The following is a 12,894-nucleotide window of genomic DNA, read 5'->3' as shown; positions in this document are numbered from 1 at the left end:
GGCTAGTAGTTCCATATAGCGGAATTATTTTGACAGATAACAAACTAACAACTATCCTCTTTTCAGAGGGCGCAGAGAGACCAGGAGGTACCCCCCAGAGCTGCCAAAGAGGGCGATCCGTTTTTCAAGAGGCTTCTCGTGATGTTGCGTACGAGTCTGCTGGGCCGCCCCCTGGTAAGGGAGGCAGCGTAGCGAGGCGAGGCGAGAGGAGAGAAATACGGGGCTGATTGCCCTCCGCGGGCAGGCCTTATGTCCTCTGTCCGGTCGGAGGACAGCATCTGCTTTTTCATTCCTATGCCGCTCCCGTCTATCTCTCCTCATTACTGGAAACAATGCTCAGTCACTCCGCACTACTGTCTTGTTTGTCCTGTTCACCGATATGGACAGACAATGAGGTGGTGATGTAGCGATGCTCGCCAAAGCTTACATCGGGCTGACGGTCTTTCCCAGAAGGCCGCATCTGCTCGCATCCAGAGCACGGCAGCCAAGAAAAGAGGATGGTATGCGCACCCGCAGGCTTTGCCTTCTGGCAAGGATGAGCGCGACAGTCCCAGCTCTGGCAATCTGTGGCTGGACGCTGGTCGCCCTACCCGGCTTCTTCTTTGAGTGGCCTGAACGGCAGGCCAATGCTCGCCTCATACCAGGGCTGATTACGCTGGGTCTACTCACGGCTTCCCCTGCCACTGGTGCCAGTCCGTGGTGGGAAAATACCCCCATTGTGGTGGCTCTGATTTCTTTAACGGGGGCTGTGCTGGCTGCAGCCATCCCGGCTGCCGTTAATCTCTATCTCGGACGCTTGCGCACGTCTCAGAGCGAAGAAGAGGCCATTGCCTGGCGTCAACGGCTTTCCTCCCGCTGTCTGCGCCAGGCACTAGAGCAGTACCGTGCTGGTCTGCGTAGTGATCCGCGCCTGACCCACCTCCAGATCCTTGACATGAATCTGCCGATCAATCTGCTCGACCTTTACATCCGGGTGCGTCTTCACGAAGAGACGCGCCCAGGTTATCACCTCGATGAGGAGCGCTACGGGCGCTTGCTCAGCGGTGATTTGAGCGATCTCTGCCGTAACAGCCATCGCTATGGCGATAAGCAGGCCTCCTCGACGCTTGACCCGGATGAAGCCGTCCGCCGCTATCGTCGTAGCGTGGTGCTGGGTGACCCCGGCGCTGGTAAGACTACGCTGCTCAAGTATTTGGCCTTGCGCTCCCTCTCGGGCCAGCTCGAAGGGTTGCCTGATCTCCCTATCTTTGTCGAGCTGAATGCTCTTGTCTCCGCTAGCTCTACTCCTCACAATAGTGATATTATCCAATTTGCAGCGAGGACATGGGAAGAGCGCTATCGGATTCCTCGCTCTATAGCTCTGGCTTTAATGGGCGTGCGCTTACAAGAAGGCAAGGCCTTGCTTTTACTCGATGCCCTTGATGAGACGCTGACCGGTCCCAGTAAAGAGGAGGCCGAGTCGACCTATCGTGCAGTTGTCATGATGATCGTAGAGCTGGCCACTCGCTACCCCCAGGTGCCAATCGTCGTGACGGCTCGCAAGGCCGGCTATCATCAGCGCAGTCGCCTCACTGGCTTTCGCGAGCTGGAGGTACTCGACTTTCGTCCCGAAGATATTCGCCAGTTCATTCGGCGCTGGTTAGCTCTGACCGGCTCGCATCTCCGTCCTGAGGCAGCCAATGATCTCATCTATCGCCTGGAGCGTAGTCCTCGCGTGCAGGCTCTGGCAGGTAACCCGTTGCTCCTCTCATTGATCGTTCTGCTCTACGAAGAGCAGTTAGATCTGCCTGATCGACGCGTGGAACTCTATCGGCGCTGCGTGGAGACTCTGCTGACCCGCTGGGACAGCAGCCGCGATATTCGCCGGCATAGCCAGTTTTTACCAGAGCACAAACTGCAGTTACTTGAAGCTATTGCCTGGCATTTTCATTGCCGTGGTCAGCGCTATTTTCCCGAAGACGAATTGTTGCAAGAAATTGCTCGCTTCCTGCCAACGATCGGTCTCAATGCTGAGCAGAGTCAGGCCATTTTTAGCGAGATCATTGGGCAGCACACTCTCCTGAAGGAGCAGGCTCGCGGCTGGTACGGTTTTTTACACCTCACGCTACAAGAATATCTTACAGCTCTTTATGCAGTCGAACATGGGAAACTGCTGGAGCTGATTAAGCACCGCGGTAATCCCTGGTGGGAAGAGGTGATTCTCCTTTACGCAGGACGCGTGAGCGACATCAGTCCATTGCTTCAGCACCTGCTTGGCAGTGGTGGACGGCGGCGCTCTAGCGATGATCTCTTCCACACTAATCTGCTGCTGGCTGGGCGTTGCCTGGCCATGCGTCCGGCGATGCGGGAAAGCGGGCTGCGTCAGGAGGTGATCAGCCGGCTCTTTGCCTTACTGACAGCGACCCCCTATCCTCTTGACCGACGTAACAGTGCGGAGGTTCTGGCGGAGATTGGCGGTGAGTGGGTCAATATGGGCCTGCTGCATTTGCTGGCTGATGAGAGCGTTGATGTTCTGGTGCGTCATGCTATTGCTGATGCCCTCGGGCGCCTCGGCGAGCGCTCGCTGGCCCTGCCACTGGTGCATTTGCTAATCGATGAGCAGATCGATGCCTCAGTGCGTTATGCTATTGCCAATGCCCTGGGCCGTATGGGAGAGCGTACCATTGTGCCTCATCTGCTGCGATTGCTGGCTGACGAGGGAATCGATCCCTCGGTACGCTATGCTAGTGCTCATGCTCTAGGCTATCTTGGCGAGCGTTCCATCGCGCCCGAGCTTCTGCGTCTACTCACTGATGAGCAGGTTGATCCTTCGGTGCGGGACGCTATCGGGGCTACGCTAGGTCAGCTTGGTGAGCGCTCCGTGGCCCCTCAGCTCCTGGGGCTGCTCGCTGATGAGCGCCTACCTCTCTCGCTGCGTCATACCCTGGTAGCTGCGCTGGGTCAGCTTGGTGAGCGCTCCGTGGCCCCTCAGCTCCTGCGTTTATTGGCCAATGAGCGCTTTCCGCTGCCGCTGCGCCATGCCATTGCGGCATCTCTGGCCCGTTTAGGAGAGCGTGGCTTGATTCCGCAGCTCTTAAGCCTGCTTGAAAATGAATATATCGATCGCTCGGTGCGTCATGCTATCGCGGTAGCTCTAGGTTATTTAGGAGAACGTACGGTCATTCCCTTGTTGCTTGAGTTGCTGGCCAATGAAGAGGTTGAGCTGCCGGTCCGCGAGGCCATTGCTGGAGCTTTAGGGCATCTGGGGGAGCGCTGGGTGGTTCCACACTTACTGACGCTGCTAGCCGATCGGCGGCGCGGCTCCTGGATGCGGGAAGCGATCGCCCGTACGTTAGGCAATCTGGGGGAGCGCAGCGTCGGACCTTCCTTGCTGGCTCTGCTGAGCGATGAGGAGGTCGAGCTACCGGTACGCTGCACGATCGCACATACGCTCGGCCAACTGGGCGAGCGCTCGATTGTGCCTGAGCTGCTGCGCCTGCTCTCTCGCGAGGAGGAAGACAAGTATCTGCGCCGTGCTCTGGCAGAGGCACTTGGGCAGCTTGCCCAGGACCAGGAGACACTGCAGACCCTGACTGGCCTGTTACAGGACGTGGAGATCGCCGATGCGGTCTATGAGGCGCTTTGGAAAATCAGCCGGCGTTTGGGGGTGCGCCTGGTGCCGGGTCAAGGCTGTGTGCGTATCGAGGCCATTCCCTGATGGCCGAGACCAGACTGGTTCCTTTACATCGTGCTTATTGGATCGATGTCGACGTGCCAGCCGGGAGGAATGGCGATGGCGCGCAGCAGGGGGCGCAGGTCGGGGCCACGGGCGATCATTTGCCAGCGGAATTCGTCGCGGATGCGCTCCATGACTGCTGGTGCTGGTCCCACAATGTCAGTCTCCTCTAATCTCAGTTCTGCGATCGCGCGATCGAGCTGCTCGCGCAGGAGCAGAGCCGCATTCTGAGCCTGGCGGCGGTTAGGGTGGCTATAGGTGAATTTGACGAACTGGCGGAAAGGGGGGTAGCCATAGCGCTGACGTAGGGCAATCTCGGCAGCGTAGAATTCGTGGTAGGCGTGGCGAGAGGCGGTTTCGATGGCGAAATGCTCAGGGTTGAAGGTCTGGATGATGACTAGCCCTGACTCGCTGCCGCGTCCGGCGCGGCCCGCAACCTGGGTGAGGAGGGTAAAGGCGCGCTCGGTGGCAGCGAAATCTGGTAGCATGAGCGCAATGTCGGCAGCAACGACGCCTACCAGAGTCACTCTAGGCAGATCAAGGCCCTTAGCAATCATTTGGGTGCCGATCAGAATGTCGGCTTCGTGATTGGCAAAGCGATCCAGGAGCTGCTCATGGGCGCGGCGCGTGCGCGCTGTATCTCGGTCCCAGCGCAGCAGCCGGGCTTGAGGAAAGGCTTGCTGAATGGTCTGTTCCACTTTTTCGGTGCCGATGCCGAAGTAGCGCAAGCCGTGGCTGTCGCAGTGAGGGCAGCGCGTCAAGACAGGGCGTTGGAGATTGCAATAGTGGCAAAGGAGGATACGCTCAGTGGCGTGATAGGTCAGTGGAACATCACAGTGCTCGCACATGGCCACGTAGCCGCACTCGCGACAGAGGACACAGCTAGCCGCTCCGCGGCGGTTGAGATAGAGGATAGCCTGCTGGCGTTGGGCAAGGACCCGCTCTAATTCGCTGTGCAGGCGCCGGCTGAGAATGCTAGTGTTGCCGGCATGCAGTTCGCTGCGCAGGTCGATGACCTCCACCGGCGGTAGAGGGGCCCCGATGCGTTCGGGAAGCTCCAGAAGGCGATATACTCCCTGCTGAGCACGATAGAAGCTGGTGACGGAAGGGGTAGCACTGCCAAGGACTACAGGAATACCAAGGAGGCGCCCAAGGGCGCAGGCTACTTCACGTGCATGGTAGGTTGGTCGACGCTCCTCCTGTTTGTAGGCGGCCTCGTGCTCTTCATCCAGAATGATGATGCCTAGGTCCGGTAAGGGCGCGAAGAGGGCAGAGCGCGAGCCGAGCACGACATCGACCTGACCAGCGCGAATGCGCCGCCATTCATCATAGCGCTCTCCTGCACTGAGGGCACTGTGAATAATAGCTACTTTGCCGGGGAAGCGCCCAGCGATACGCTGGACGGCCTGGGCTGTGATCGCAATCTCGGGAACAAGCACCAGACCCTTTTTGCCGCGAGCAATAAGGGCCGCCAGGGCCTGCAGGTAGACCTCAGTTTTGCCACTGCCGGTGACGCCGTGCAGTAGTAGGGGCTTCTGAGCCGCCTCGGGAGCCAGAATCGCATTTAGAGCAGCCTCCTGGGCGGGTGTAAGCGGCAGCGGAGCACTAGGGAGAATAGGGCGGTCCCGCAATGGGTCCCGTCGCACTTCTACGTTTTCTTCAATAGCGAGCACCCCTTCAGCAACGAGCTGCTGTAGCTGGGCCTGGGTGAGTCCGCTAGCGCGCGCCAGACGGCTCGGTGTCCAGAGCACCTCGGGGGGACTGTGCTCTAACAAGTCGATGGCCGCCAGAGCACGCAAGGCGCGTATGGCCTCCGCATTGGGCTGCGCTTTCGCCATCGTGCCGGGGATCGCGGCAGCGGCAGCTTCCTCCAGCGGCAGAGAGCGCGATGTGCGCGTACTCCGGCGCAGGGCAGAGGCGGGACGCAGCAGCTCCAAAGCGCTGCCAGGCCTAGGAGCGAGCACTGCCTGCTGGGGCAGAGAGGCCTCCAGTTGACGTTTCCAGGCAGCCAGCTCCTCACCTTGCAGGAGCAGCCGGACAGCGCGCTGTCGCCGCGGACGCAGGCGCGGCTCCTCTAGACGGGAGACACGCGCAATCACGCCACTGGCCTCGGCTTCCTTGAGTAAGGCACGGGCGCGCGTCGGACCCAGCATGCTCCGTAAGCGAGCCACATCGATCTCTTTTTCATCCAGCAGCAGGCCAATCAGGGCCTGGAGCGGTAGCGAGGCCGTCCCCTGTGGCTCCCGACTTGCCAGGGTCAGGACAGCACGCGACCCCTGCAGTAAGCCAGGCGGGAGCATGAGCTGAACAACTAGCGCAAGCGAGGTCACATAGTACTCGGCCATCCACTCCGCCAGGGCACGCTGATGAGGCAAGAGCACTGGCTGCGGATCAAGCAACGCCTGCAGTGGACGCAGGGTGTTCGGGTCAGGAACGCTAGACCTGCAGCTCTCCTCTAGCTGCCAAATGAGACCCTCCACCAGGCGTTCGCCATAAGGCACGGCCACCAACTGACCCGGCTGAAGCTGCCCGGTTAGCTCCGGCGGCACCGCATAGGTCAACAGAGGTCGCTCACCCTGCCAACTGGCAGCCACGGTCAGGACTTTAGCAAACACTAGCGCCTCCCGAATTCGCGTTCTAGAGCGGCAGCACTAAAATGGATAGTCGTCGGTCGGCCATGACAGCAGCTAAACGGTGCACGCGTTCGGGCGAGCTGCTCGACTAGCTCCCGCATCTCGCTGCTGGTCAGAAAATAGTTGGCCTTAATGGCCGCCTTACAAGCGATGTTGGCCAGGGCATGCTCCTCCCAGGTCTGGCTATAGCCATCATGCTCGGGAGCAGTTAACTCGCGGAGCAACTCCTGTAGAGAACGCGCACTGAGCTGCTTGGCGAGCACAGACGGCACAGCCCGCGCGACTACTTGCCCATGATCGCCTATCTCCAGCTCGAAGCCAAGGCTACGCAGCCCCTCAAGATGTTCTTCGACAGCCTCTAGCTCAGCCGGAGAGAGGTCAAGGCGCAAAGGAGTCAGGAGCATCTGCGCCAGCGAGGTCTGCTCTTGACGTGCGGCTAGCATACGTTCCAGGATAATGCGCTCATGGGCAGCATGCTGGTCTATCAGATAGAGGCCGTCACGTCCTTCAGCTACGATATAGCTCTGGAGCAACTGCCCGATGACGCGCAGTTCAGGAAAATGGCTGTGCACCTGATGAGAGTCGGGCTGAGCCGCGCACGCGACTTCGTCTAAGGGGGGAACAGTTACCTGCGGTTGCGCCTTCGCCGGCTCACCCTTCTCTCTCTCCTCCCGCCCGGGGGACTCAGAGGGAACGGGAATGGCTGTCAGGGAAGGCCCCGGCTGGGAAAGCGTGCCTGGCCGCGGACGCCTGTAACTCTGCCAGAGACGCGACTGTTGCGTTGCCCGTAGCTCGCCTTCTTCCTCGCTCACTGTCAGCCAGGGATTATCAAGAGGAAAGGCATGGCGCAGGCCAAGGCTAGCGGGGCGCTCGGCCTCGGTCTCTCGCTCAGCTTCAGAGATCGGAGTCCTGTCCCGCTCCTCCTGCTTCTGTAGCGCGGTTGGCGCTAATGGCTCGGCCTGCTCTTGATCCGTGGCACTCCTCTCCACCCGAGGCTGGTAAGGCTCCTGGGGGGAAACCGCCGGAGTGACGGGTAGATTGTCGCTGGGCAGGGTGAGCGTTGTGGAACGCTGGCCTGACTGCCAGCTTGGCACCTCCGCCTCCTCCAGCAAAGCGCGACGTACTGCCCGCATCAGCTCGGCGTAAATACGGCGCTCGCGCAGAAAGCGAATCTCCGTCTTCGCTGGGTGAACATTGACATCGATCTGAGCGGGGTCCACCTGGATGTTGATGACGGCGAGCGGATGACGCCCGCTGAGGAGGAGGGTCCGATAGGCTTCTTCGACGGCAGCAATGAGCAGACGGCTATGCACCCAGCGACGATTGACAAAGAACGAGAGATACTGGCGTGTACTCTTATAACATGTGGGTCGGCTGACATAGCCGCTGATGAGCGGACGCTCAGCGTCTTCACCCGCTGCACTGCTGAGCGGCACCATCTGCCGGGCCACGGCTGGGCCATACATCTGCACCAGTACCGTCGCCAGTTGGCCATCGCCCGGAGTCGTAAAGACCTCGCGCCCCTCACTGGTCACAGTAAAGCGGATCTCGGGATAGGCAAGGGCATACTGCTGAAGCAAATGCAAGCAATGACTGACCTCTGTCTGACGGCTTTTCAGAAACTTCAGACGCGCTGGCACGGCGCTAAACAGATTACGCACCGTGACAATAGTGCCCTCGGGCGAGGCAGCAGGACTAACGGACGAAATCTGGCCGTTGCAGGCACTGACCTGAGCACTGTGCATCGCCCCGCGCGGACGGCTGATCAAGACCACCTCCGCCACCGCAGCGATGCTTGCTAGCGCCTCACCACGAAAACCTAACGAGCGAATGCGCTCTAGATCCTCAATAGTACTGACTTTACTGGTCGCATGACGCGCCAGGGCTAAGGGCAGCTCCTCAGCAGGGATGCCGCAGCCGTTGTCGCTGACTCGTATCAGTTGCAAACCACCGTGAATCAGATCAACACGGATTTGCGTGGCACCAGCATCAATGCTATTCTCGATTAGTTCCTTGACGACCGAGGCGGGGCGCTCTACCACCTCGCCAGCGGCAATCTTGGCTGCGACTTCCGGGGCCAATTGGCGAATCGGCATAGGGCAAACTCTTCCTTCGCTGTTGAAGCGAGCAGGGAGAAACATGGTGCTCCCCCCACCGCTCCACGCCTTCTCTTCCAGTCTCAGCCAGGTCAGCAAACGCCAGCTATCGATAGCAGCTTGCTGTCGTCGCTCTCCCTGCTTCCACTCCCAGGCAACGAAGCTAGGGAGGGTTAAGAACGATTGTTCGTACTTGACTGATTATACCATAGGACGGCCTTGGGCGCAGTTCATAATCTGGCCCTCGCTCTCGGCTGGCAGCGGGATTCGTCCACTGATGGCCCCGCATGCCTATCGACCTTGACTAGCCTTTTTGGGTCTCAACTGCCGCTGATTCCCTGCTGATTATCTCTCCTAAAGGGGATATAACTATTTATATACGCTCGATATAGATAAAAGATGTATCGATCGTAATTTTAACGGAATTTTAATGGCCGAGGTCAGAGGGGCGTGCTATAGTTAGGTGAGGAGCGGTGTGTAGCTATTGAGAGGGTCCAAGGAAGGAAGAATGTACGAGCCTCAACGATGGCATGAAATCCTGAGCAGTCTCGAAGACAATCCTCAAGAGCAAATGCGCTTGTTAGAAGCAGCAGGCATTTCCTCCACCACTCTGGCGCGCTGGGTCTCCGGCGAAGAATCTCCCTGTCCATATGCTCTCTATCGTCTCTTTTGTGCATTACCACACCATCATCAGGGGCTGTTAGAACAGGTAGCGCGGGAATTTGCCCTGCTCAGCCGCGGAGGCCAGGGCGCAGCTCACTGTAGTGAGGCTCAGGAGATCGCTCCTGTCTTTTATGATCGTGTTTTGAATGCCGCATTGAAGGTACCAGAGCCATTGCGCACATGGGTAGTCAGTAACCTGGTGCTGCAGCAAGCCAGCATTCACCTTGATTCGCGGCGGCAGGGATTGAGTCTACTCATAGTGCGCTGCATGCCGCCCTCACGCGGTGGGCGCGTGCGCAGTCTGCGCATTGCGCTGACCAATGACAGCCGACGCTGGCAATTCAGTTCACAGGGTGAAGCCTGCTTCTATGGCAGCGAATCCCTGGCGGGCCACGCAGTCTCTATCGCCCGTACGGTCATCTTCCAGGTACCGGCACAAGCTCCGTTCGTGATTCCGACTCCCGGGGTAGAGCCATTGGTGCAAGACGAGGCTCTTGCGGCGGTTGCCTGTCCGATTGTCCGCGCGCGCCGCGTTGCTGGCTGCTTGCTGGCGGTGAGTAGTCGACAGCAACTGCTGGCGGAGGAGCGGCTTGCTCTCCTGCACAAGTACACGAATTTGCTGCTCCTTGCCTTTGAGCCTGATGAATTCTATCCTGTTGAGCTAATTCAGCTATACAGACTACCGCCGCTGGAGGTGCAAAAGCCTTTGCTCGCCAGCTTACGCCGTCGCACAGCTCAACTCATGAGCGAGGCAAACCGTCAGCGTCATCTACTGGACATCAGCCAGGCTGAAGCTCTTGTCTGGCGTCAACTTGAAGAGGAGCTACTTGCTCTGGTTGCTCCTGCCGGCGAGAGTGACGAGCAGTAAGCCGCTCCCAGGGATCTACGAGGGCTGTGGTGCACCCCTCGTGGCCCTGTTCTTCTCCCTGCCTGAAGCCAACCTGTTTCATAGGCTTTCCTCATCACGCCAGGTCTGCTGTTCCCCCTATGCTGGGATCGCTTCGGTAGCTATTGTCTACCCTACTTGCCGCATGGCCAGTCTGGTCAGCGCTCACTTTCAAGGACTACCGTGCTCATGGTGACAATTTATGATACACTATGATCGGTCCTGCTCCTTCTCTGGATGTTAGGCAAGGTCTGACGTCTATCTCAGTAGAGAGCATGCAGCCTTTCCCTCTCTAACAGCCCGGTCTCAGAGTAGCCGAGAGTCGTATCACGAGCGATGGAGTGAGCTGATTGGTCAAGCCAGCGCCTCCAGCCATGTCGATGGGCAGCTAGGTCAGAGGCAGAGGGTAGGACACGCCGATGCGAACCAAGCGTTGCCGTCATTGTCATAAACTGGTACCTTCTCATGCCCGCATTTGCCGCTACTGCGGGCATACTTTTGCGCCTTTGGCTGCGCCAAAGGCAGGGGGCAGATCATCGCGGCGCTCTATACTCCCGGCTTCTCCTCAGTCGGCTGGATACCATGCCGGCTTGCATCCCGAGGATCAGCCTTATTTCTCTAGTCCGTTTTCGGTACCGCCACCTTCTATCAGCGAGCAACGCGCTCCCCAAAGATTAGCCGCTCGCAGAGTGCGGGGAGGAAACCCTGAGCCACAGCCGATGCTGCTGCAGGCTCAGGAGGTTCTGCCTCCGCTGGCCCAGACGCAGCGCCCAGGCAGTGCTCAGATGAGTCAGGACGCTGGATACCTGACTGTAGCACCTCAGAGGCGGGGCAACCCACTGCTACGCTTCTTGCTAGTGCTCTTTCTTATGATGCTGACGATCAGCCTGGCCCTTACCTATCTGTTTTTCTCGCGCCGCTGGTCGGCTGCAACGCTTGCGCCTTCGCTCACTGTGCTTCCGCGTCAGTTGCACATTTATGAGAGCCTGACGCTGGTGGGCAAGGGATTTGGCGCGGGTGATCAGCTTACCTTGCAGCGCGATGGAGCCATCGCCCTGCGCGATGCCCACGGCCAGCCACTCCATATGCTAGCCAACGAGATCGGCGCTTTTGCTCTTCAGATGACTATTACTCCTGATTGGCAACCGGGAAAGCATCAGCTCTTTGTGGTAGATGAAACGCAATTGTTGAGCATCTCAACCACGATTACGGTGTTGGCACCGGTGACGACCCCGCCGCTGCTGAAGCTCTCTGACTATCGGGTTGATCTGGGAGCGGATCTTCCTGGAACAACGACGCGGCTGGCGATTACTTTACTCAACGCTGGCGGTGGTCAGCTACACTGGCAGGCGAGCAGTGATCGTTCCTGGCTGCATGTGGACCCAGCGCGTGGCAGCTTCATCGGGAGCGAGGTAGTCACCCTGATCGCTCAACGTGGAGAGCTGGCTGCTGGCAATTATAGCGCCCATGTGACCTTTACCCAACAGTCTGGCGGAGGGAGAGCATCGGCGCAGATCTTGACCGTCACCATGACGGTTCTGGGTTCTGTTACCGAGCTGAATAGCCTAAGCCTCGCGCCTGCCAGCTTAAGCTATACAGTGAGCAGCGATATCCAGGCTCCAATCGGGCAGGCGGTCGTCCTCCAGAATCATAGTCAGCAGGCGCTCGACTGGAGCAGCAGCGTCAAGACGAATGCTGGCGCGAACTGGCTGCAAGTAACGCCGGCCAGTGGTCACCTGGCGGCAGGAGCCAGTAGCACGCTCAGTGTGACGGTCTCACCAGCGGCCTTGCCCGCAGGGGACTACCAGGGAACGGTACTCTTTCACAGCGCAGGATTTTCAGGAGAGGAACCGCAGCTAACGGTGAGGCTACACGTTGTAGCTCCTGGTCGACTAACCGTGGCGCCTTCTACCCTTAGCTTCATAGCGACGCAGGGTCAGAATCCTCCTCCACAAACTCTTGAGCTCTCCAACAACGGCGGTCTCGCCGTGGGCTGGTCTCTGACCAGCAGGACCAGCGACAATGAGCGCTGGCTAGGAGCCATGCCAACCGCAGGCACGCTGGCCCCCGGGGCACGGGCTACGGTAACTGTGCAGATTGATACGACTGGTCTCGCCCCAGGCACCTACCAGGGTCGCCTTACCTTTAGTGCCGGCTCAGTTGAGCAGGAAATTAGGATTGTTCTGACAGTCACCGCGCCGGCGTCGCCGACTATTACGGTCGCGCCAACGATTCTGATCTTCGATGTGATGCATAGTAGCCTGCCAGAGGAGCAGACCGTGACCATTGGTGCAGATACTTGCCCTCATAGCAGTGATTTAAGGCTTCGGTCTGCCAGAGCCGCCGATCAGTTCAGGCTGGGACGAGGTGGCCTATCTCCTGACTCTCTGCCCTTGCTAGCCCTGGTGCTCTATGCTACACTCTCACCAGGCACAGCAGCAACAGACCTGTAGCGCTCCTGATCGGTTGACTACCGGTCAAAAGCCGGCGCAGAGAGGAATAATCCAGATCAGGCGGAGGCGGGTAGATAGATAGACAGGCAGACAAGAGGCAAGGGTTAGAGCAAGACCAGGCGCAGTGTGATCTGAGATAGATGCCCCGGGCGACCCTCGCCTCCCTTTCTCTTGCTGGCCTGGCTGTCGTGACAGTTGGTGGGTCTGCTTTGCTGACTGGCTGGCTGGTCCCTGCGAGGGAGCACCTAGAGAGCCAGCACCATTCCTACGGAGGAATTTATCGTGCCAACGATTACGTTTGTGCGTGAGAAAATCAAGGTTGAGGTTCCTGAAGGCGATAATGTGCGCTACCCGGCGCTTGAGCACGATGTCCCAGTTTACTGTGGTCTCTGGAAATTCGCGAATTGCCACGGTAACGGTCTCTGTGGCACGGACCGCGTAGCAGTCT

General features: G+C 58.9%; 5 protein-coding genes. 3 read left to right on the top strand and 2 right to left on the bottom strand.

From position 1 onward, the window contains the following. Positions 1-502 precede the first annotated feature (502 nt). Positions 503-3,697 carry a HEAT repeat domain-containing protein gene (locus IRZ24_RS09460; protein WP_297163054.1) on the top strand — a complete coding sequence of 1,065 codons (3,195 nt, stop codon included), beginning with the start codon at positions 503-505 and terminating at the stop codon, positions 3,695-3,697. A 23-nt stretch (positions 3,698-3,720) separates the two neighbouring features. Here the strand turns inward: IRZ24_RS09460 and priA are convergent, their stop codons facing one another. Together priA and mutL are read right to left on the bottom strand one after the other, a co-directional pair. Further along, the gene (priA, locus tag IRZ24_RS09455; protein WP_297163051.1) at positions 3,721-6,330 is read right to left on the bottom strand and encodes a primosomal protein N'; all 2,610 of its coding nucleotides are present in this window, start codon (positions 6,328-6,330) and stop codon (positions 3,721-3,723) included. After that, entirely contained in the window at positions 6,330-8,444 is a 2,115-nt protein-coding gene (mutL, locus tag IRZ24_RS09450; RefSeq protein WP_297163047.1) for a DNA mismatch repair endonuclease MutL, read from the bottom strand. Before mutL ends, priA begins: the two co-directional genes overlap by 1 nt. 508 nt (positions 8,445-8,952) lie before the next feature. Between mutL and IRZ24_RS09445 the strand changes: the two genes are divergently transcribed. Both IRZ24_RS09445 and IRZ24_RS09440 read left to right on the top strand, forming a co-directional pair. After that, positions 8,953-9,975, top strand: coding sequence for a hypothetical protein (locus tag IRZ24_RS09445; RefSeq protein ID WP_297163043.1), 1,023 nt, complete (start codon positions 8,953-8,955; stop codon positions 9,973-9,975). An 803-nt stretch (positions 9,976-10,778) separates the two neighbouring features. Further along, positions 10,779-12,446, top strand: a complete 1,668-nt coding sequence (locus IRZ24_RS09440) for a choice-of-anchor D domain-containing protein (RefSeq protein ID WP_297163040.1) — start codon at positions 10,779-10,781, stop codon at positions 12,444-12,446. Positions 12,447-12,894 lie beyond the last annotated feature (448 nt).

This window comes from Thermogemmatispora sp., from assembly GCF_019683755.1.
Classification (GTDB): domain Bacteria; phylum Chloroflexota; class Ktedonobacteria; order Ktedonobacterales; family Ktedonobacteraceae; genus Thermogemmatispora.
This window is presented reverse-complemented; position numbering and strand designations above follow the sequence as displayed.

What these genes read in the sequence shown, in the direction of transcription:
- IRZ24_RS09460 (WP_297163054.1), top strand. Translation starts at nt 503, where the DNA reads ATGCGCACCCGCAGGCTTTGCCTTCTGGCAAGGATGAGCGCGACAGTC.
- mutL (WP_297163047.1), bottom strand. Translation starts at nt 8,444, where the DNA reads ATGCCGATTCGCCAATTGGCCCCGGAAGTCGCAGCCAAGATTGCCGCT.
- IRZ24_RS09445 (WP_297163043.1), top strand. Translation starts at nt 8,953, where the DNA reads ATGTACGAGCCTCAACGATGGCATGAAATCCTGAGCAGTCTCGAAGAC.
- IRZ24_RS09440 (WP_297163040.1), top strand. Translation starts at nt 10,779, where the DNA reads ATGAGTCAGGACGCTGGATACCTGACTGTAGCACCTCAGAGGCGGGGC.